Genomic DNA, 22080 nt, shown 5'->3' on the forward strand with positions numbered 1-22080 from the left:
TCTTCAAGAACGGACCTAACTTTATGAAATCTAATGCAAAAGCGGTTGTCATCGGCGGCGGCGTCGTCGGCTGCTCGGTGCTCTACCATCTGGCCAAGGCCGGCTGGACCGACATCATGCTGATCGAGCGCTCGGAGCTCACCTCCGGCTCGTCCTGGCATGCGGCGGGCGGCTTCCACACGCTCAACGGCGATCCCAACGTCGCCAAGCTGCAGGCCTATACGGTGCAACTCTACAGGGAGATCGAAGAACTTTCCGGCCAGTCTTGTTCGCTGCACCTGACCGGCGGCGTGATGATGGCCGACACCCCCGAGCGCATGGACTTCCTGCGCCTTGCCCACGCCAAGGGCCGCTATCTCGGCATGGACACCGAACTGATCACGCCGTCAGAGGCCAAGGCGATGTTCCCGCTGATGGATGAGACGAATTTCGTCGGCGCCATGTGGGATCCGGTCGAAGGCCATCTCGATCCTTCCGGCACCACCCACGCCTACGCCAAGGCCGCCAGGAAGCTCGGCGCCGAAATCGTGCTGCGCAACCGGGTCGTCGAGCTGACGCAGGAAGTCGACGGCACCTGGAACGTCGTCACCGAGCAAGGCACGGTCAAGGCCGAGCATGTCGTCAATTGCGGCGGCCTGTGGGCGCGCGAAATCGGCCGCATGGTCGGTGTCGAGCTGCCGCTGCTGGCCATGGAGCATATGTACCTTTTGACCGAGCCGATGCCGGAGGTCGAAGAATTCAACAAGTCGACCGGCCGCGAAATGATCGGCGTTATGGACTTCAAGGGCGAGATCTACACCCGCCAGGAACGCAACGGCATCCTGCTCGGCACCTATGAAAAGGCCTGCAAGCCGTGGTCGCCGGTCAACACGCCATGGGATTTCGGCCACGAATTGCTGCAGCCCGACATCGACCGCATCGCGCCGTCGCTCGAAATCGGCTTCAAGCATTTTCCCGGCATTGAGAAGGCCGGCATCAAGCAGATCATCAACGGTCCCTTCACCTTCGCGCTGGACGGCAATCCGCTCGTCGGCCCGGTGCAGGGCCTGACCAATTTCTGGTGCGCCTGCGCCGTCATGGCCGGTTTCTCGCAGGGCGGCGGAGTCGGGCTGGCGCTGTCGAACTGGATGGTCAATGGCGACCCCGGCTTCGACGTCTGGGGCATGGACGTCGCCCGCTTCGGCGAATGGGCGACGCTGCGCTACACCAACGCCAAGGTGCGCGAAAACTATTCGCGCCGTTTCTCCATCCGCTTTCCCAACGAGGAATTGCCGGCGGCACGGCCGGCCCAGACAACCCCGCTCTACGACACGATGCTGGCCAAAAACGCCGTCATGGGCGATAGCTGGGGCCTCGAAACCCCACTCTGGTTCGCACCGAAAGGCACGGAGGACATCGTTTCCTTCCATCGCTCCAATGATTTCGGGCCGATCGGCGAGGAAGTGCGTGCGACCCGCGAGAAGGTCGGCGTCACCGAGATCGCCAACTTCGCCAAATACGAAGTCTCCGGGCCGGCAGCCGAGGATTTCCTCAACCGGCTGATGACCAACCGCATGCCGAAGACCGGCCGCATCGTGCTGACCCCAATGCTCAACGAGTTCGGCAGGCTCATCGGCGACTTCACCATCGCCAAGGCTGACGAAGAGCGCTTCATGATCTGGAGCTCGTCGGCGGCGCAGAAGTATCATATGCGCTGGTTCGAGAAGCACCTGCCGAAGGACGATAGCGTCCGCATTCATCGCTTCGACCAAACGCTGGTCGGCTTGTCGATCGCCGGGCCGAAATCACGCGACCTCCTGCAGAAACTGGTCGATGTCGACATCTCGACCAAGGCCTTCCGCTTCATGGATTTCCGCGAGATGGCGGTCGGTGGCGCGCCCTGCATGGTCAATCGCATTACCTATACCGGTGATCTCGGCTACGAAATCTGGATGGCGCCGGCCTATCAGCGTTTGGTCTACAAGGCGATCAATGATGCCGGTGAAGAGTTCGGCCTCGTCGATTTCGGCATGCGCGCCCTGCTCTCGATGCGACTGGAAAAGAATTTCCCGACCTGGTTCCGCGAACTGCGCCCGATCTACGGACCCTTCGAAGGCACAATGGACCGCTTCGTCAAGCTGGAGAAGAACGACTTTATCGGACGCGAAGCGGCGGCCAGGGAGCAGGCGGAAGGGCCAAAACTGCGCCGCGTCTCCTTCATCGTCGATGCCGCGGACGCCGATGTCATGGGCGACGAACCGATCTGGGCCAAGGTCGGCGGCAAGGACTACGGCACGGTGGAAAAGCCGCACGGCTATGGCGCGCCGCGTTTCGATACGGCCGGCAAGGAAGTGCGCGGCTCCAGGGCCGCTGAAGGCGCCTCGGCCGTGCGCGGCATCGTCGACGGCGACTGGCGCGTGGTCGGCTGGGTCACCTCCGGCGGCTATGCCCATTATATCAGGAAATCGATGGCGCAAGGCTATGTGCCAGCGGCGTTAGCCGGGGACGAGAGCGCCGGACTGTTCGAGATCGAAATCCTCGGAAGCCGACGCCCGGCCCGCATCAATGTTGAGCCGCCTTTCGACCCGAGCGGCGAGAAGATGCGGACCTAGAGCACCGGACGCAAAGGCCTGGCCGCGGGCATGACCCGGGGTGCGACCGACTTTGGAAAAACCCGATGCCCAGACAAAAAGCTAGAGCGGCGGTACGATTCGACTTGAAGCCCGCCGCCCCGGAAGCGATCAGGGCTGCCACATTGTGCAGGGCATGGTCTTCGTGCTAGCGGAGCCGGCGATAACTGGCACGGGCGATGAGAACTCGTTGAAGTATTCGATGAAATGGGACGAATGGCTTGCCGAGAGCAGGATCGGCCCCTTCCCGGCGGCGATCGTCATGGTCGCCGCTTATTTGGCCTTGCAAACCGTCATACTGTCCGTTCTGGCCACTTGGGCAGGAACTGGCGTCGGCGTCGATGACGCGGAGCAACTGATTTATCTTCCATACCTTTGGGCCGGCTATGGCGGCTCGCAACCACCTCTCTACACATGGATCAACTGGCTGGCCGCGCAAATTTTCGGCACCAATATTTTCACGCTGAAGCTCGTCAAATACTCCGTGCTGTTCCTCGCCGCCTGCAGTGTGTTCGCCGCCATGCGGCGGTTCGGCTACACGAAAGCAACGGCAGCGGCGGCCATGCTCGGACTTTTCACAATCCCGCAAATCGCCTGGGAATCGCAGCGGGCCTTGTCGCATTCGGTCGCCGTCGTCGGCTTCTGCGCACTGCTCCTGCTCGCGATGGCTAATCTGATCGAGCGGCGAAGCGTGATCGCCTATGCGGTGTTTGGCTTGGCAACGGCTGCGGCAATTCTTGCCAAATACAACGACGTATTCCTGGTGTTAGCCCTTGTTGCGGCGGTGTTGTCGTTGCGCGAGTTGCGCGGCGCGATCCTCGATCCGAAATTCGCAATCAGCGTTGCCGTTGCGATAGTGGTGCTGGCGCCAACCACATATTGGAGCCTCATGCATCCTGCCGATCTGCTTGCGAGAGGCGGGAAGTTCGGAATAGACCTACAGCAGGGGCGCATGACGGCCGCGGCCACCGGCGCCGGCAAGTTTATCATGGGGACCTTCAATTTCGCTGTCTTGCCGGTGCTCGTTTCCGCCCTGGCTTTCGCGCTGACGGGATTTCGTTTCTCCGAGCGTCATCCGAAAGCTCCGGCCAGGGAAGTTCTCTTGTGGCGTACGTTGGCGCTCGGCTTGGCCATGCTGGCGACACTTGTGCTGGCCACCGGCGTGACCGAAGTCAAGGCCCGTTGGCTGGTGCCGGTCATGGTCATCTTGCCGCTGGCGATGGCCGCTTATATGGAACGGCTTTCACCACGCGGCAGGGACGCCCAGCTCCTGGTGATCGCGGCCGGAGCGGTTATCGCCGTTCTGCTCGCGCCTGCCACTTGGTACTTCCAGATAAACGGCACCAGTGGTCTATCGCGGATGATCCGGGTGGATTACCCGGCCCTCTATCGCCAGCTGACTGCCGACGGGCCGGTGAAAACCGCAATATCCGACGGTGCATGGGTCGGAAATCTGCGGCTGGTCGACGAAAAATTGGTCGCGCTTAACCAGGAAGTGCCGAATTTCGACAGGCTGGTGCAAGAGCCGGCCGTACTCGTCTGGCTCGACCGCGACGATCCGCGGCCGGTCATTTTGGAGCAGCTCAAAAAAGCCGGCTATGAGCCAGACGGCCAGCCAACGCAAATCATGGTTCCGCTATCGCCTAGCACCGACAAGTCTGCCCGGCCCGGCGCGTATACAAGATTGAAGAGAACGGCTGCGGAAAAAGCCAGAGCGCCCGACGAAGGCGTTAGCAAAGGAGCCGAGGGTGGACAGGAACCCGACTGATCGGCCTCCTCGTCATCGCAAGATCATGCCGTTCGAGCCGGACGAAGCGGGCTCCATCGATGCGTTGCGCCTGAAGTCGCGGCAGAAGGCCGCTGAGCTCAACCAGCATGTGCTTGGCTACGGCGCACTGGCGGAAGCCGAGTGGCAAGCCGCCGGCATTGCTGCCCCCAACCTGCCCGCCATGCGCCAATACCGGCTCGACCGTATCCGCGCCGAGCTGAAGCGCCGCGGCTATGCGGGAGCCCTGCTCTACGATCCGATCAACATCCGCTACGCGACCGACTCGACCAACATGCAGCTCTGGGTCGCGCACAATCCGACAAGGCATTGTTTCGTTGCCACCGAAGGCCCGGTGGTGCTGTTCGACTATTTTTCCTGCGAGCACCTTTCCGACCATTCCGGCGTCGTCGACGAGGTGCGGCCGGCAGTGTCGTGGATGTATCTCTACAGCGGCGAACTGACCGAGCAAAAAGTCCGCCGCTGGGCGGCCGGAATCGCCGATGTGGTGAGGGAGCATGGCGGCGGTATCAGCCGCATCGCGGTCGATCACATCAATACCGAAGGCGTCGAAGAGCTCGCCCGCATCGGCATCTCGATCGGCAATGGCGAGGCGCTGATGGAAAATGCGCGTCTGATCAAATCGCCCGACGAAATCCTGGCCATGCGCCGGTCGATCGTCGCTTGCCAGGCGGCAATGGGCGAGATGGAAGCAGAATTGCGGCCAGGCATTTCCGAAAACGAATTGTGGGCCGAACTCCACCGCGGCAACATTGCGCGTGGCGGCGAATGGGTCGAAACCCGCCTTTTGACGTCAGGCCCGCGCACCAACCCATGGTTCCAGGAATGCTCGTCGCGGACAATCGAAGCCGGCGATCTCGTCGCTTTCGATACCGACCTGATCGGCCCTTATGGTTTCTGCGCCGACCTGTCGCGCACCTGGCTCTGCGGCGACACCGAGCCGTCTAATGAGCAACGCGACCTGTTTCGCATCGCAGCCGACCAGATCGCCCACAACACCCGCGTGATGCAGCCGGGCATGTCCTTCCGCGACCTCGTCGAACGCTCGGCAGTGCCGCCCGGAGACTGTTTCCCGACCCGTTACGGCGTGCTCTATCACGGCGTCGGCCTCGCCGACGAATACCCGACGCTGCCGCATGCGATCGATTGGACCGAAGACACGCCCGACGGCATACTTGTGTCAGGCATGGTGCTTTGCGTCGAGAGTTATATCGGCCGGCTTGGCGGACGCGAGGGCGTCAAGATCGAGGAGCAGATCCTGATCACCGAAACCGGCAACGAGCAGCTTTCAACCTATCCGCTCGACGAGCGGCTGCTCGGCGGCTGAAGGACGGAAAGCTCAATAGCCGCAGTCGATTTTGCGCCTGGCCTTGTCGAAGACGCGGTCGAACCGCGCCCGATTGGAATTCCGATCCTTGGCCGGAAAGGCTTGCAGGAGCGTATCCTTGTCGGCTCCCATGCCGGCCAACGTGTTGATCGCCAGGTCGCCATAGCTGGCATGCAGCGGGATGATCCCCGCCCGGATACGCTCCAGAAATGGCTCGATGGCGGGTGCGCCTCGCTCGCCGAGTTGGCAGAGGCCCTGCACTCCGGCCAGATAGGAATGCTGCCAGAAATTGCCCTTGTCGAGAGGCTGCAACGCCGCGTCGTCGATCAGATAGAGCATCGTTGGGATGGCATCGGCGCCGAACACGGAAAGCTTGGTCAAAGCCTGAAAAGCGGCGACGCGCCGGGGTGTATCCTTTGCCAGCCTTTCGAGATCGGCACGATGCTCCGGGATCACTTGATCGGGCAGGTATTGGATAGCTATGGCCAGGCGCCCAGCTTGCGGTGCTTCGATGTTACCGAACTTGCTCACCTTGATATCCAGTTCGAAAAGCCGCACGAAAAGCGCGTCGGCAAGCCGCGCCATGCTCTCGGGCGGTACGTCCTTCGCATATTTCGCTGCTGCGAAGACGCTGTCCGGAACGCCCAGCCGGCGGTCGTTTAGGGCTGCTATGGCGAGGTCGACATCGGCCTGCGACGCAGTCCGCCTGCCGCGCAGCCTGTCGAAGAAATCATTGGCAAGCGAGTTGGTGACGGCATCGATGGCGCCTGGCTGACTGAGCTTTACGGCAAGGACCGCGGCTGCATCGTTCGAGTCGTCGACTGCTGGCAACGTAAGGTCCATGCCGAGCGTGCCGGTTACGAATGCGCTCCAATCGGGCCGGTCGGCGAATTGGACGATGTGGGTAAGGTCGAGCGTTCTCGGGAAGCCGATGCGAATATCGAACTGATAGCCGGTCACATAGCTTGGCAAAAGCAGCGGCAGCAGCCGGTAGGAAGCAACGCCCGTCCATCGGAAGACCTCGGAGAAGGTTGCTCCGTCCTTGTTGTGCACAGAGATGCGGTAGACCGACATCGTGTCGGCGGTCGGATCGAGTCCCGCCTGGTAGTCGTTCACCCCACGCTTGATCTGCCCGGCGCTGATCACCGTGTCGGCTTCGGCAAGTGGCGCCTCGGATTCGATTAGGCAATTTCCCTTGGCGATTTCGAGCCGCATGCGCTCCGAAGCCTTCGGCGCATTCCGCGCCGCGGGACGCTTGTCGAGATCAAGGAGGCGAATGTCGACAAGCTCGACCGGCGGACATGAGGTCCGGCGCTCCATGTGGAAAGTCCGGGCCATGGCTGAAAAGTCCGGCTCCGGCATCTCCGGGGCATAGTTCAATACCATGATACGCCGGGCGCTGCGGGTCAGCAGCGCACGCATGCAGAAATCGTCACAGCGGGTCTGGGTCTTTGTCCAGAAGGCTGCCCGATCGGAGCGAACCGCCAGCGTCTCGGCCCGGAACGGCCGCACGAGCCGGTCGTTGTCGCCCGATACCAGCGCCATCGTGGTCTGGTCCATTGACCTGTTGATCATGAAAGGCGGCACCGCAAGCAGTGCCACCGCGATCAGCGGGCTCGTCAACCAGTTTAATCGGGCCGGAACCCCGAAGCTGATTGCCCATGTCAACAGCAGGAACAGGAACACCGGCGGGATCAGCGCCATCAGCAGGGCGAGCGGGATGCCGACGATGCTGATCGCCGCGACGATGGCGATCTGCGGCAAGAGCAGGCATGGCAGTGCCGCCAGCCCCAGGACCAGCAGCACTGTCCGAAATGTCCATCGCTGAATGATTGCCACGGCCATGGTGCTGTCCTCGCAAGTCGCGCGCAGGTTGCACGCACATGGTGACGGTCGCGTAAAGATCAGCCCCGGCCCGGGTCCATTGCCAATCAGAGTTAGCGAACGGTTGTGCCGACGGCTCCGGGAGAGGTCAGCAGGTCGACCAGGATGTTCCTGACCGGCTCCGGCGTCGTTCTGGCGGTGATGAACGGCAGGCCTTTGCGCCGCCTTGTCCAACCGACGACCGCCCCCGCTTCCGCCGCAGGCTCGAAGCGCCGCGCCAGCGCCCAGCTCTGGCAGTCGATGGCCGCGACATCGGCCTTGCCCTCGGCAATGGCGACGATCGAGGCGCGGTGGCCACCGCTTTCGCTGCGCTCAGAGAAGATGTCCAGGCTTTCCCCCAGCGCCTCCAGGTCACGCGTCAGCGCGATGATGCCCGACATGGAATCGAGGCTGTTGAAGGCAAAGTGCTTGCCACGCAGGATATCGAGCGGGATGAGAGGGCTGTCGTCGGACGGTGAGCCAACCGTTGGAGCTTCACCTGCCCGCATCACGAGGGCGCTCGAATAGAGTTCACCGTGCCCGCCCTCGAGTGCATCGTAACGCGGCTGGCCGATCAGTTGAACATGCGTCGCCAGCCCGAGTTCCATCGGTCCCCAGCAGGTCTGCGCGAACAGCAGCGCCGGATGCAGCCAAAGTCCGTAAAAATCCAGTTCGTCCGGCGGCAATGTTGCAGGATCGGGCGCGATCACCTTTCCAGCGGCATCGCGGATACCGCCCGGCACCGGCGGCAGGTCGCCATTGAGGCGGGCGATGGTCTCCGGCGCGTCGATGCCTTTTTGCCGAAAAGCGTCGCGCAGCCGCGCCCATTGGGCATCGACGTCATCCCGCATTTCCGGCCAGTCATACATCGGCAAGGCGGCAACGAAATCGCTCATGCCAGGATTTTGATCGTTACGTTGAGAACTGACGAGACCATAGACGCACACCTGGGCATCGCCGCCGGCGATGCCGCAAAATTCATTCTTTCGGCGGCTCGGCGGGCACCGGCGCGCTGCCAAGTCCATTGAGGCTGCGCGCCCTGACACGCGGCTTGAACGCCCGCCCCGGTTCCGGTGTGCGCCGCAGCACCGGGTGGACGATCGGCTCCTTGGCCTTGAACGCATAAGCCTTGAGCAGCGCAAAATAGTTCGGATAGGCGTAGCCATTGTTCATCCGCAGCCACTCGTCACGGCGCTCGCGAAACAGCTTCGGCAGCCGGAACCAAGCCACCGTCGGGCTCTTGTGATGGACGAAATGCAGATTGTTGTTGAGGAACAGCAACGACAGCGGCGAACGCTCGACGATCACCGTGCGGCCTTCCGGATGCTCCGACCACTGGTGCTCGGCGAAGGTGCGGATCGAGATCAGCGATTGGCCGAGCCACACCGGCACCAGGACGTAGAGCCACAGCGGAATGCCGAAACCAAACTGCACGACCGGCAGCACCACGGCCAGGCCGATGGCGTGCAGCAGCCATGCCTTGCGGATCACCTTGTCGCCTGCAAGCATCTGCTTGGCATCGTCGATGAAGAAGCCGGTGCATGACAGCCACGGGCCAAGCACGAGCCTGCCTATCATGGTGTTGTTGATCTTCAGCAGGAACTTCATCGCCGGCGGCAATTCATCATGGTGCCACAGCGCCTTGTAGTAGCTTTCAGGATCTTCAAGCGGATCGGTCAGCCGTTCGTCGGCATGATGGCGCAAATGGATGGTTTTGAACCGACGGAACGGCCAGACGAGACCGATCGGCAGGAAGACAAAAGCTTCGTTGAGCTGTGCATTGCGGGTCGGATGGCCGTGCAGGACTTCGTGCGCCAGCGAGGATTGCAGCGCGGCCATCAAGGCCAGAATGACGAGCGCCAGCAGCGGATAGGACGGCCACAGGAACAGGCCGGCTGCGAGCCAGGTGCCGTAACAGAAAAACGCGAGAAACACGGTCGGCCACTCGATTGCCGGTGCATTGCGTCGTCTGTCACTCATGCTCGTCATGTGAATCGACCACTGCCCTTCCAGTCGCCGGAATCGTTTTTGATTCCTGACAGCATTGTGTCAGGAGCATTGAGATGCTGCAACGCGACAAAGCGCACAAAATGTTGCGATTGCGCATTTTCATTCGCAGGTGTTATATATTATAAACGAACTGGAGGATTCATTTACGCCTAAAGTGCCGGTTTAGCGGGTTCGGCGAAATCTTTTCCTCCCAATGGCCGGAATGGCGATATGGACAAACGCGACCTGTCGACGATCTTTCGGGAGCGCCTGAAAATGCTCCTGACAAGATCCGACTTGAACCAGTCCGCCTTCGCGACGGCGGTGGGCATCGATCGTTCGGCGCTTTCGCAGCTGCTGTCCGGCGCCTCGACACGCCTTCCCCGCGCCGAAACGCTGCTCAACATTGCCGCCGAATTCAAAGTGTCGCTCGACTGGCTGCTCGGCCTCAGCCAGGACGAAGGCGTCACCGGTGAAATCCGCGAGAGCTTGGAGATCGAGGAAGCGCCCGACGGTTTCGACCGCACGCTGCTGGCGAGATGGCATGCCGAGGCCGCCGGCACGAAAATCCGTTACGTGCCGGCGGGCATTCCCGACCTTCTGCGCACCGAAGCGCTCGTCGATTACGAGGCCGGTATCGCCAACAAGAGCCGCGAGGCCCAGGCCGGTGAGACGCAGTATCGCATCGATTACAACCGGCGGCCGGAAACCGACATGGAAGTCTGCATGCCGCGCCACACGCTGGAGATCTTTGCGCGTGGGCTGGGCGTCTGGGATCGTTTCCCTGAGGCCGACCGCCACCAGCAGCTTCTTCACATGGCGACGCTGCTCGACGACCTTTATCCCACCTTCCGCCTGTTTCTCTATGACGGACGGATGCGCTACTCGATTCCCTACACCATATTCGGGCCCTATCGTGCCGCCATCTATGTCGGCGACATGTATCTGGTGCTGAACGCGACCCAGCCGGTCCGCACGCTGACCAGCCATTTCGACAATCTGATCCGCGCCGCCGACATCAACGCCCATGAGGCGGCCAGCTTCACGCAAAGACTGGCGGAGATGCGATTTTGACGGGTTGTTTACCGCGCCGACATTGACGTCATATAAAGATTTCTTTATATCCTTATCTCGACTAAGTAGGTTCCGCAAAAGTGCCTCGCGGTTTTGCGACGAGAACCTGCGGCAATACAAAACCTAAGCAGACGTAGCGGGAGCGAAGTCTGCTTGGAATTCCCGGAAGGCGTATTTCCAATGACCAATCCAATTGACGCGCTGCTTGCCGAAAAGGGCGTTCTGCTCGCCGATGGCGCCACCGGCACCAATCTGTTCGCCATGGGGCTCGAGGCCGGCGAGGCTCCAGAGTTGCTGAACGAGACGGCGCCAGACACCATCACCAGTCTGCACCAGAACTTTGTCGATGCCGGCGCCGACATCATCCTGACCAACTCCTTTGGCGGCACCCGCCACCGGCTGAAGCTGCACCATGCGCAAGACCGCGTGCATGCGCTGAACAAGCGCGCCGCCGAGATCGCCCGGGCTGTCGCCGATAAAGCCCCCCGCAAGGTCATCGTGGCGGGCTCGGTCGGGCCGACCGGCGAGTTGCTGGTGCCGCTCGGCGCAATGACCTATGACGAGGCGGTCGAGGCCTTTGCCGAACAGATCGAGGGCCTGAAGGCCGGCGGCGCCGAAGTCGCCTGGATCGAGACCATGTCGGCGCCGGACGAAATCCGCGCCGCAGCCGAAGCCGCGATCCGCGTCGGCCTGCCCTATACCTATACCGGCTCTTTCGACACCGCCGGCCGCACCATGATGGGGCTGTTGCCGAAGGACATCCACGGCGTCGCCGATGGCTTGTCGCAGGCTCCGCTCGGTGTCGGCGCCAACTGCGGCGTCGGCGCCTCCGACATCCTCGCTTCGCTGCTCGACATGACCGAGGCGAAACCGGAGGCAACGGTGATCGTCAAGGGCAATTGCGGCATTCCGGAATTTCGCGGCGCCGAGATCCATTATTCCGGCACGCCCGAGCTGATGGCCGACTATGTCAGGCTGGCCGTCGATGCCGGCGCAAAGATCGTCGGCGGCTGCTGCGGCACCTCGTTCGCCCACCTCGCCGCCATGCGCAAGGCGCTCGATGCGCATACCCGGTCAGATCGCCCGAGCATCGAAAAAATCGTCGAGCGCATTGGCCCGATGCGCAACAAGCAGGCCACAGTCAACACCGTCGAGACCAGCGAAGCCCGCCGCGAGCGCCGGCGCAGCCGCGCCTGACGGTCTATCGGCTACTCGTCACGATCGATATCGAAATTGCAAATGTTAAAAGGCCGGCAAGGTTTTCCTCGCCGGCCTGTCTCAGCCGCCCGTGGGCTGGTTTTTCCGTATCAGAACGATTCTATCTGAGGAAACCGGCCGTCATTGCCATTACCGGTTACCGCCCAGCGCCGAGGCGAGGCGGACCAGCGAGAGGAACTCGGACCGGTACCCAAACGGGTCGGCTCCCCGCGCGGCAGTGGCAATCTCCATGATCTTGTCGTAGCCGAACTTCGCAGTCGCATCCTCGTCGCGCAGCTTCTGGCCGAAGGCCGCGACGGCAACGGAGAAACGCTGGTCGGTGCTGGCCTGGTTGAAATCAGCTACTTCGTTGGCCGATGTCACCGGCGTGGTGATCAGCTTCGAGGCGTCCTCGTTCGGCAGCTTGTAGCGGATTTTCACGAACGCATATTCGTCGGCATTGGCGACGCCGCCATTGTTCACCGAAGCCTGGCCGTACCGCAGCGGATCAATCTGCTCGCCGCCGCTGCCCTTCGGCGTGATCTCGTAAATCGCGGTGACCGAATGGCCGGAGCCGATCTCGCCGGCATCGACGCGGTCGTTGTTGAAATCCTCGCGGTTCAAGGCGCGCGTCTCATAGCCGATCAGCCGGTATTCCGAGACTTTTCGCGGGTTGAACTCGACCTGGATCTTCACGTCCTTGGCGATGGTGAACAGCGTCGAGGACGCATCCTCTACCAGCACCTTCTCGGCCTCGGCCAAAGTGTCGATATAGGCGGCGGTGCCGTTGCCGTTCTGGGCGATGGTCTGCATCATCTGATCGTTCAGATTGCCGCGACCGAAACCGAACACCGACAGGAACACGCCGGTCTTACGCTCCTTTTCGATCAATCGCTTCAGATCGTCGTCGTCGGTCTGGCCGACATTGAAGTCGCCGTCCGTGGCGAGCATCACGCGATTGATCCCGTCGTTGACAAAGGATTTCTGCGCCAACCTGTAGGCTTCCTTGATGCCCGCCTCGCCGGCCGTGCTGCCGCCGGGCGCCAACGTGTCGATGGCATTGAGGATCTTGTCCTTCTCCGACACCTTGGTGGGTTCGAGGACAGTGCCGGCATCGCCCGCATAGGTGACAATCGAAACCATGTCGTCGGGCCTCAATTTGTTGACCAGAAGCCGGAATGCCGACTGCAGGAGCGGCAACTTATCCTGCTCGTTCATCGAGCCCGACACGTCGATCAGGAAGACCAGATTGGCCTTGGGCTGCTCGGCCGGCTTCGCGTCGAAACCTTTGATGGCGACATGCATCAGCCTGGTGTGCTCGTTCCACGGCGTCGGCATGACGCTGACGGTTGAGTTGAACGGCGTCGAGGCAACGTCCGGACCTTTCCAGTCATAGGGGAAGTAGTTGATCATCTCCTCGACGCGGACCGTGTCGGCTTGCGGCACAATACCTTCCCTGAGCGAACGCCGCACGAAGGAATAGGAGGCAGTATCGACATCGATCGAGAAGGTCGAGACCGGGTCTTCGAGCGCGGCACGCACCGGATTGGTCCTAAAATCCTCGATGCGGTCGCGGTTTTGCTCCTGCGGCAGCATCTGGTCGGCCGGCATAGCGGCAGGCGGTTGCACCATCAGTTTGGACTCGGCTGTTGTGCCGGCCATACCATTGAGCGCGGGGGCGCTTGCGCCGCCGCGCTGTGCGAACTCGCCGCTCGACGCCGGCGGAGGCGCATTGCTGGTCAGCGCACCTTGCCTTGCCAGGTCGCCGGCGGCAGCCGATTCTGACTTCGGCGGCGATGCCGGCTCAAGCGCCTCGACTGCGACGCGGCTTTCGGCGTCGACATCGGCTTTCTTCCTAGCCACTGGTTTGTCGGCCAGCGTTTCGGCGATCTTCTCGTCGCCACCGGCATGGAACGGCTGCTCCTGCAGCATGTAGATGGTGGCGTATCCTGCGATCGGCAGGGCGACGAGCCCGGCAATGGCCGGGGTGGCGAAGAGTTTCTTTTGCATGATTTCGCTCCAGAGCTTTTGTGCTCGCTCTGTGAGACGAAGCCCATTCGCCGATCCTTGGGCGGCGGATGAAGTTTTTTCGTCCAGGTCGTAAGCCCGCATGGCGGCCTCGAAGGCACGCGCCTTCGCCTCGGTGCCCGGCGCCGGTGCTGCGATGTCGCGCAGTCTGTTGAGTTCGTTGTCGTCGACCATGATCACACTTCCCCGGCTGAACGCATGAGCGTCTTCAACCGTTTCTTCGCTTCATGGATGTGCCAGGAAACCGTCGTCTCCGAGATGCCTATCGCCTCGGCGGCGGCTGCGTGGCTGAGCCCTTCGCCATAGACGAGCAGCACCGCGTCGCGCTGTTTGTCCGGCAGCATCCGCACCGCCGCCCAAAGCGCCTCGGCCGGATCTTCGGGCTCGACCGGGGCTTCTCCCGAGATCAGTTCGTAAGCTCCGTAGGCTTCGATCTTGATCGTCTCGCGGACCGTCTTGCGCATCACGTCGCGTGCCGCATTCAGCGTCATGGCATAAAGCCAGGTGGTGAAGGCGGCGCTGCCATGATAGTCGCGGATCGCCGGGCCGAGCCGGACGCAGACTTCCTGGGCGATATCCTCGGCGTCGGCCTTCTTCCCGCACCAGCGATATGCGGCGCGATAAACGAAATCATAGTGCCTTTCGAGCAATTTGCCGAAAGCCCGCCTGTCTCCGCCCTTCGCCCGCCCGATCAACTCGGCGTCGGAGGCTTCGCTTTCATCCAGCATCAGCGCCATCATTTGCCTGTTGGACGAAGGCTAACGGCGATTCCTTGGGGTGGTGGAAAGAAAAAGACAAACCGCCCTTCGAGGACACCAACCATGGTGCTCCTCACTCTCCGGGACAGACCAGGCGCACGATGACCGTGTGCTTGCCGCTGACCGACATGCCGCCCTGTGTCACGATCTTGGCAAACGGCATCGTGCTGACATCTTGCGAGATATCCGCCTCGCTCTCGAAGCGTTCTGCTGCAAACACCTCGCCGCTACCGACTTCACCTTGAGGACGCATCGACATGCCGTAGCCGCCCATGCAGCGAAGCTTTACGTCGCCGGGCCTGCCTGTCGACTTGCTCTTGAGGTTCATAACAAAGCCGTCCGTATCCAGAGCCATATCGATGTCGTCGTTGAGTTGCCCGCTCGATTTGCACGTCATGCCGCCAATCTTCGCGTTCTTGATGTTGCCGGATTGTTTGCCCTTTCCGTTCACCGTCCAACTGTCCGACCCGGGCGAGCTCTTGCCCTCCATCTCGATCGACGGCATCACAAAGGAATAGGTGACATCGAACTGTGGACCTTTGATGTGGGGTTCCATCTTCGCTTCCACGGTGATTGTCCCCTCATCCACGATGCGCTTGAGCTGCGCCCGCATGGCGTTGGCCTGCTCCCGATAGCGTTCGGCTTCTTCGGCGGCGATCTGACTGGGCAACCTGTCCCAATAGACCGCAGCGGTTTCCCTAGCGCATCTCTCCCTGTGCGCGGCCTCGTGAGCCAGCGTGATGTCGGCGATTTCCTTGCACTGCGAGCCGGCGCGCAGTGCCTCAAGATCGGCCGGCTTCTGCTCGCAGCTGCCAAACTTCATGTCCACAGTCAAAGGACCCGAGTAGCCGTAGGCCGGGTTGTGAGGAAGCTTGAACGTGCGCATGATTTCGGCGCGCGCCCTGGACGATCGGTCCTGAATGTTAACATCCGAATCCGGATGGATCGGGTTCTTGTGTGCCTCGATCAGCGGATCCTCAACCGCCTTGAGCTTCGCCGCCATATCGGCGAAGAACATCGCTTCATACTCGGCGTTCTTCAGTTCTTCCTGAACGCTGCGCAGGTTCCGGCAGGAACATCTTGCTTGATCGGCGGAGGCTGGCAGGACCATGGCGCCGGTCAACAGGCAAAAGCCTAGAACCTTGCTCGTAAGAGAAACCCGCATCATGCCCCCTGATCAAAACGACTGCCGCCGGTATTCAGGAGCTATGTTTCGAGACTATGTCGCCGGCTCCGGCGAGCTAGCCCAACGTTTCACTGAACAGCGTCGCCAATCGCTTCCAGTGGCGCTCGGCGCCAGTTGCATCGAAGGCGCTGTGGTCCGGCACGCACCAGCCATGCGCCATGCCGGCATAGTTCTCGATGACATGATCGACTTCAGCCGTGCGCAGCGCTTCGGCCAGCCGTGCCGACTGTTCCGGCGGAAAACTTCTGTCAACACCTGCCGTGCCGACATAGACCCGCGCCTTGATCGACGTAGCGTTTCGGTGCGGGCTGTCGGCGGCATCGCTCGCCAGATTGCCGCCATGGAAACTGGCCGCAGCAACGATGCGGTCGGGATAGGTCGCAGCGGCGTTCAGCGCCCGCGCTCCGCCCATGCAATAGCCGACGGTGCCGACCGGTCCGATCACGCCTTCGGCATCGAGCGCATCGAGGAAAGCGCCGCTGTCGCGGATGGTCATGTCCTGCGTCGTGCCGCTGAGGAGACCCGTGATGACAGCCTTGCGCTTCTCGTCGCTGAATGCGGTCTTGGCCTCGAAAGGGCCGTAGGGCGCGTTGCGTAGAAAAGGTCCGGGACCAATACCGCGTAATGATCGCCTGCAAGCCGTTCCGCCATCTGGTCGAGCGCCGGCCGCGGGCCAAAAGCGTCCATATAGAGGATGATTGCTGCCTTGGCCGGGACCGCTGAGCGGAACAGCCCGGCTTTTGCCAAGCCGTCGCTGGTTTTGATCTGAATGTCCCGCTTCGCCATCACCCACTCCTTTGACTTGTCGTGCGATACATATCCACGCAGGTCATCGGGGCAAGTCGTAATGAGGCAAACCCCATTCAAGATTCCGTGCGGCATTCGGCGACGCTACAGACCCGCGAACGCCGCCATATGGAAGGCCTGAACCTGTGGCGGATAGCGGTAGTCGGCACCATAGGGACAGGCGTTGCGGTCGAGACAGCCGCCGGTTCGGCAAGGCGCGCCGTTTTGCCCACGCACATGCGCCAGACAAGTTTCATACGCGAAACCATCCGTAGAATACGCGTTGACGGGACAGGATTTCAGGCAAGGTTTGTCGACACATGTGTCGCAAAGGTGAATCACGCCGCGGGGTTCGTGAAGCGCTATTTCGACCTCGAACAGCAGCGCGCCGCGATAGGCGTGCCAGAGCCCGTATTGCGGATGCATGAGGATGCCGAGCGGCGACGGCTTCAGCCCCTCCGCCCGCATCGCCCATTGCTGGAACGGCAGATACGGCCTGTCGGACGGTGACACGGCACGCGCGCCGAAGTCGTTCGCCACTGCGCCGATCACTTCGCGCGACCATGTGTCGAGCGGATTGGCGATAGTCCGTGATTGGCTTTCCTTCCAGCGCAGGAAATGCGGCCATGGCGCGGCGCCCGCCTGCCCCACCAGCAGGACGGATCTGGCGGCAGCGCCGGAGAGAGCGGAAGGTGTTTCCTCACCGCCTGCAAAATTGAAACCGCCGCGCAGGATGAGACCGTGCGCGGAAAGCGCTGCCGCGACGGTTTCGATCATGCCGCGCGCAGGACTCACCCCTTCCTGTCCGGGTCGGAGAAGGCGCTCCGCCAGACTTCCTTGTGGATGATGTTGGCGACTTTAGCCCCGCCTGACTCGGGCTCCTTTCAGGTGAAGGCGTCGGCCATCGACGCCTTCTTCTTGCCGATGAAGTCCTTTAGCCCATCGTCGATGCCTTGATCGAGGTGCGGCGCCTCGTAGCTTTCCAGCCAGCGGCGGGCGAGTTCGTTGGCGCGCTGCGGCGCGGTTTTTTCGCCCTCGGCCAGCCACTGCTCGTAGGAATTGTTGTCGGCAATATTGGAACGGTAGAAGGCGGTCTGGAAATTGGCCTGGGTGTGGTCACAGCCGAGATAATGGCTGCCCGGACCGACTTGGCGGATGGCGTCCATCGCCTGGCCGTTTTCCGACAGGTCGACGCCTTCGGAGAACTTCTGCGTCATGCCGAGCTGGTCGATGTCCATCATGAACTTTTCGTAGCAGGAAGCGAGCCCGCCCTCGAGCCAGCCGGCCGCGTGCAGCACGAAGTTGGTGCCGGCGAGGATCGTCGAGTTCAGTGTGTTGGCGCTCTCATAAGCCGCCTGCGCGTCCGGTATCTTCGAAGCACACAGCGAGCCGCCGGTGCGGAACGGCAGGCCAAGCCGGCGGGCGAGTTGCGCCGCACCATAAGAGACGAGCGACGGCTCCGGCGTGCCGAAGGTCGGCGCGCCCGACTGCATCGAAATCGACGAGGCGAAGGTGCCGAACAGCACCGGCGCGCCCGGCCGGATCAGCTGTGTGAACGACGCGCCGGCCAGCACTTCGGCCAGAACCTGGGTCAGCGTACCGGCGACCGTCACCGGGCTCATTGCGCCGGCGAGAATGAACGGCGTGACGATACAGGCCTGGTTGTGGCGCGAATAGACTTTCAGCGCGCCCAGCATGGTCTCGTCGAACACCATCGGCGAGTTGGCGTTGATCAGGCTGGTCAGCACCGTGTTGTTCTCGACGAAATCGTCGCCGAACACGATCTTGGCCATCGCAACCGTGTCTTCGGCGCGCTCCGGCGCGGTGACCGAGCCCATGAACGGCTTATCCGAATATTTGATGTGGCTGTAGACCATGTCGAGATGGCGCTTGTTGACCGGCACGTCGACCGGCTCGCACACCGTGCCGCCCGAATGATGGATCGACGGCGCCATATAAGCGAGCTTCACGAAATTCCGGAAATCCTCGATCGTCGCATAGCGCCTGACGCCATCGAGGTCGCGCACGAAAGGCGGGCCGTAGACCGGTGCGAAGACGGTGGCGTTGCCACCGATCTGCACCGAACGTTCGGCATTGCGGGCATGCTGGGTGTAGACGGACGGCGCGGTTTTCAAAAGTGAGCGGCAAAGCCCCTTCGGGAAATGCACGCGCTCGCCCTTGACGTCGGCGCCGGCCTCTTTCCACAGCTGCAGCGCCTCGGCGTCGTCGCGAAAGATGATGCCGATCTCCTCGAGCACCGTATCGGTATTCTTCTCGATCAGCGCCAGCCCTTCCTCGTCCAGCACCTCGTAGACGTTGATCTTGCGCTTGATGTAGGTGAGCTGGGTGCCGGGGCCGCCCCCCGAGCGCGCCGCCCGCCGGGCAGCGGCGCCACCGCTGGCGGCGCGTCCGCGCCGCGCGTTTGACGCTTCCTGGTCGACCGGCGCGTTCTCACTCATGATCGTTCTTCCCTGACTTTTGTTCTGGCGCAATTGTTACGGCCGCATATCGCGGCTTCTGGCCGGATCGTAGCCATGCACCCTATTCGAAACGGCCCGCCAGCGCCAACGCCTGTCGCAAAATCGACAAGAATTCCAATAGATTTGCAGTCGCTTTCCTTTTGCGGGAAGTCGCAAATCAGCTATGGACGCAAGCCTGTAGCGGGTTAGGTATTGACGTGATATTTGAGGCCCCGCAATTGCATCTGTGCGGCAAGGAGCTGGATTAAAAATGGCCGACGACGAGATCATCCTTTCCGAGCTTTCCGACGACGAACTCGTGCAGCAGATGCACGACGACCTTTATGACGGGCTGAAGGAAGAGATCGAGGAAGGCACCAACATCCTTCTCGAGCGCGGCTGGGCGCCCTACAAGGTGCTGACCGAGGCACTGGTCGAAGGCATGCGCATCGTCGGCGAGGATTTTCGCGACGGCATCCTGTTCGTGCCGGAAGTGCTGTTGTCCGCCAATGCGATGAAGGCGGGCATGTTCATCCTGCGTCCGCTGCTCGTCGCCACCGGCGCGCCGAAGCAGGGCAAGATGGTGATCGGCACCGTCAAGGGCGACATCCACGACATCGGCAAGAACCTTGTCGGCATGATGATGGAGGGCGCCGGCTTCGACGTCATCGACCTCGGCATCAATAATGCGGTGGAAAAATACCTCGACGCCATCGAACAGCACCAGCCGGACATCATCGGCATGTCGGCGCTTTTGACCACGACCATGCCCTACATGAAGGTCGTCATCGACACGATGAAGGAAAAGGGCATCCGCGACGACTATGTCGTGCTGGTCGGCGGCGCGCCACTCAACGAGGAGTTCGGCAAGGCCGTCGGCGCCGACGCCTACTGCCGCGCCGCGGCCGTGGGGGTCGGGACCGCCAAGGACTTCATGAAGCGCAAGCACAACGTCCGCGCGTCGGCCTGAGCTTTTAGCCAATTTCCCGAGGGGACTGGCGCGGTGCCCTCGGCGCCTTTGTCCCATCGACCTCGACGGCAAGCTCGCCACTGGATTTCTCGATCGGCATCGGCATTGCCGTCGGCATGGCGCTGGCCGGCTAGCTATTGGAAGCACGGTACTTCCGCGATCACGCCATACCCGAGGTCCCAACCTCTGTTAGCTTATTCGTGCGGCGGACCCCAACGCCGCCCGGCCGGCGCCCTACAAGGCAATCTACCCCAACGCCCCCCAAGCGGTGCCGGCCTCCCCTTATCTGGCGCATCGTACTGACAAAGAGAAGCCCGCGCTCCTCCTCTGAGCGGAGCCGATCGGGCCGCGGTCCGATCTGCAGGGGCTACGCGGGGGAAGGCGAACGGACCCAATTGCCCGCTGGTCACCCCGACTGGCTGTCGGGCCGTCCTACCTGCCCCGTTGTGGCCAGACGTTCGACAAGCGGAACCTTGGCGAGGTGCTGCATCATCATCTCTCCGACCATGAGCCCCTGCCGACCGAAACAATAGGTTCGTCAGCCTCTCGACATGGCGGCAAAATGCGGCTCCATAGTCGCTGGCCTGCCGTTGAGCAGATTGAGCGCCCTCCGGATGTTCGGCATGGGGAACATACTGACGAACAGTGTTCGTTCGAATGATGCTATTCCGTTGCCTTGAGCGCAAGTTTTGGTCAGCCAGCACAGCGCCTCCTCTTAAGCTCGCTGGTGGTCAAGGCCCAGCGGCCTCCAGCTGCCAGTCCCCCTCGCAACCAAGCCGCTGGGCCGGCCCCGCTAGAGCGAAGAGCGTTGTCCCGCATATTAGCAACATCTTGGCTGAGACCCGCAAGAAGCCGCTGCGTGACATGGTGGGCTAGCATGGAGTCCAAGAGAACATCCGCAGGGCCTGGGCGGCCTTCAAACTGGTTCGCATGGGCTATTGAACAGGACCCGCCCAGCCGGCGTGTTGCCGAGCAAGGAAGCAGTTTTGTTGCTATTCGGTTCCGAAACTATCCATGAAGGCGAAGCCCTTGCCAAAGCCATCATTGAGACGGTTGAAAGGCTGGCCCCGATGATTCGCCTCGAGTCAGTGCCGCGACAAGCAGCGAGCAATCGAGCTCCTCCGGGAACGAAACCGTCAGGTCACACTGAGTTGCCATGCGAAGCGATTTCAATCTTGCCGTCTTTGCGGCGCGTTCGGCGCACTCAGCCTCAGCGATTACCTTCGCGGAGCGCCTAATTGTGCTATTTCCCAGCCAACACATCTATTCGATCCAGCAGAATTCCGAAGCTCCGGTCATGCCCTGACTCTTTGAGATTGTCGCCGTTCATTGTGATGAAGTCGATTTTGATCGCTGAGGTTAAAACCTGCACTCCCGCCATGCGCGGGCCGATCGGCTTTAGAATAGCCGTTGGCTTGGCGCCCGCCTCCTAAAGCCCACCTTGGCCGCGCGTCTGCGCTCCAATCGGTAACAAACGCATTGTTGACTCAAGGAGTGGGAGGAGTGGACAAATCGCGCTACGATAACCGGTCTGGCCAGTGGCGAAAGCGCGCCAGACACCGCCGACGCTGGCGACCTTCGCGCAATGCAACTTGGTGGGCATCGATTGCTGCGGCAAGCGCAATCCTGATCGGCCTGATCGCCCTCAAAGGCGGATCTCCTTAGGCGCACTGCAAACGTTCATTGCCACCAGCCTAGGTGCCATAGCCACCACGCCAGCACCACAGCGATGGCGGATGTAACGGCAATGATCGCGATGAAGCGAGCGCGCTGCACTGAAGCTATACGGTGGCGCCTTTTAGTTCCTTCATAGGCGCTGTATATGCGGCGACCATCCTCTTCAAAGCGGTCGCTGTTTGGATAAGCCTTCTTAGTGTCCGATCCAAAAAGGAGTGAGTGATTTCAGCAGGTTGTGATTCTGTCGGATTGCTGAGATTCGACGGAGATCACGATGCCTTGGACCGAAACCACTCGCCCGCAGTATGAACGGCGCTGCCCGCGCTACGCAAGTGATCTGACCGATGAGGAGTGGACGCTGATCGAGCCGA

At 61.7% G+C, this 22080-nt stretch carries 14 protein-coding genes and 2 pseudogenes; 7 read left to right on the top strand and 9 right to left on the bottom strand.

Annotated features, from left to right (window positions below; all coding sequences use genetic code 11):
• Nucleotides 1-23 precede the first annotated feature (23 nt).
• The 3 genes from NKH12_RS04765 (at nt 24) to NKH12_RS04775 (ending at nt 5722) form a co-directional block, all read left to right on the top strand.
• Nucleotides 24-2591: a GcvT family protein gene (locus NKH12_RS04765; protein ID WP_352952062.1), complete on the top strand. Its 2568-nt coding sequence runs from the start codon at nt 24-26 to the stop codon at nt 2589-2591.
• A gap of 208 nt (nt 2592-2799) precedes the next feature.
• Nucleotides 2800-4377, top strand: coding sequence for an ArnT family glycosyltransferase (locus NKH12_RS04770; RefSeq protein ID WP_352952063.1), 1578 nt, complete (start codon nt 2800-2802; stop codon nt 4375-4377).
• Between the two features lie 25 nt (nt 4378-4402).
• Nucleotides 4403-5722 (top strand): M24 family metallopeptidase, encoded by a 1320-nt coding sequence (locus tag NKH12_RS04775; protein WP_352952080.1) that lies wholly within the window; start codon nt 4403-4405, stop codon nt 5720-5722.
• Nucleotides 5723-5734: 12 nt separating this feature from the next.
• Here NKH12_RS04775 and NKH12_RS04780 read toward each other — a convergent pair whose 3' ends face one another.
• From NKH12_RS04780 to NKH12_RS04790, 3 genes are all read right to left on the bottom strand, one after another.
• Nucleotides 5735-7567: a hypothetical protein gene (locus NKH12_RS04780; RefSeq protein ID WP_352952064.1), complete on the bottom strand. Its 1833-nt coding sequence runs from the start codon at nt 7565-7567 to the stop codon at nt 5735-5737.
• Between the two features lie 92 nt (nt 7568-7659).
• A complete protein-coding gene (locus tag NKH12_RS04785) occupies nt 7660-8481 on the bottom strand; it encodes a phosphate/phosphite/phosphonate ABC transporter substrate-binding protein (protein WP_352952065.1) in 822 nt (273 codons plus the stop codon).
• A gap of 82 nt (nt 8482-8563) precedes the next feature.
• The gene (locus NKH12_RS04790; protein WP_352952066.1) at nt 8564-9574 is read right to left on the bottom strand and encodes a fatty acid desaturase; all 1011 of its coding nucleotides are present in this window, start codon (nt 9572-9574) and stop codon (nt 8564-8566) included.
• A 231-nt stretch (nt 9575-9805) separates the two neighbouring features.
• On the opposite strand from NKH12_RS04790, the gene NKH12_RS04795 reads away from it, so the two are divergent.
• On the top strand, nt 9806-10648 hold the full coding sequence (locus tag NKH12_RS04795; RefSeq protein ID WP_029351899.1) for a helix-turn-helix domain-containing protein: 843 nt from the start codon (nt 9806-9808) through the stop codon (nt 10646-10648).
• Nucleotides 10649-10828: 180 nt separating this feature from the next.
• Nucleotides 10829-11845 carry a betaine--homocysteine S-methyltransferase gene (gene bmt, locus NKH12_RS04800; protein WP_352952067.1) on the top strand — a complete coding sequence of 339 codons (1017 nt, stop codon included), beginning with the start codon at nt 10829-10831 and terminating at the stop codon, nt 11843-11845.
• A gap of 150 nt (nt 11846-11995) precedes the next feature.
• Here the strand turns inward: bmt and NKH12_RS04805 are convergent, their stop codons facing one another.
• From NKH12_RS04805 to NKH12_RS04830, 6 genes and pseudogenes are all read right to left on the bottom strand, one after another.
• Nucleotides 11996-14047, bottom strand: a complete 2052-nt coding sequence (locus tag NKH12_RS04805; RefSeq protein ID WP_352952068.1) for a vWA domain-containing protein — start codon at nt 14045-14047, stop codon at nt 11996-11998.
• Between the two features lie 2 nt (nt 14048-14049).
• Nucleotides 14050-14610, bottom strand: a complete 561-nt coding sequence (locus tag NKH12_RS04810; protein WP_352952081.1) for an RNA polymerase sigma factor — start codon at nt 14608-14610, stop codon at nt 14050-14052.
• A gap of 94 nt (nt 14611-14704) precedes the next feature.
• Nucleotides 14705-15754 (bottom strand): hypothetical protein, encoded by a 1050-nt coding sequence (locus NKH12_RS04815; RefSeq protein ID WP_352952069.1) that lies wholly within the window; start codon nt 15752-15754, stop codon nt 14705-14707.
• Nucleotides 15755-15872: 118 nt separating this feature from the next.
• Nucleotides 15873-16603 (bottom strand): annotated as a pseudogene (locus NKH12_RS04820) (dienelactone hydrolase family protein).
• A 105-nt stretch (nt 16604-16708) separates the two neighbouring features.
• Entirely contained in the window at nt 16709-17380 is a 672-nt protein-coding gene (locus NKH12_RS04825; RefSeq protein ID WP_352952070.1) for a hypothetical protein, read from the bottom strand.
• 107 nt (nt 17381-17487) lie between these two features.
• Nucleotides 17488-19062: a trimethylamine methyltransferase family protein gene (locus NKH12_RS04830; RefSeq protein WP_352952071.1), complete on the bottom strand. Its 1575-nt coding sequence runs from the start codon at nt 19060-19062 to the stop codon at nt 17488-17490.
• A gap of 271 nt (nt 19063-19333) precedes the next feature.
• Here NKH12_RS04830 and NKH12_RS04835 point away from each other — a divergent pair, with 271 nt between their 5' ends.
• Nucleotides 19334-20032 carry a cobalamin B12-binding domain-containing protein gene (locus NKH12_RS04835; protein ID WP_352952072.1) on the top strand — a complete coding sequence of 233 codons (699 nt, stop codon included), beginning with the start codon at nt 19334-19336 and terminating at the stop codon, nt 20030-20032.
• A 1951-nt stretch (nt 20033-21983) separates the two neighbouring features.
• A pseudogene (locus NKH12_RS04840) lies at nt 21984-22080 on the top strand (IS5/IS1182 family transposase); the annotation flags it as partial.

The sequence above is a fragment of the Mesorhizobium sp. M1322 genome (assembly GCF_040318085.1).
Taxonomy (GTDB): domain Bacteria; phylum Pseudomonadota; class Alphaproteobacteria; order Rhizobiales; family Rhizobiaceae; genus Mesorhizobium.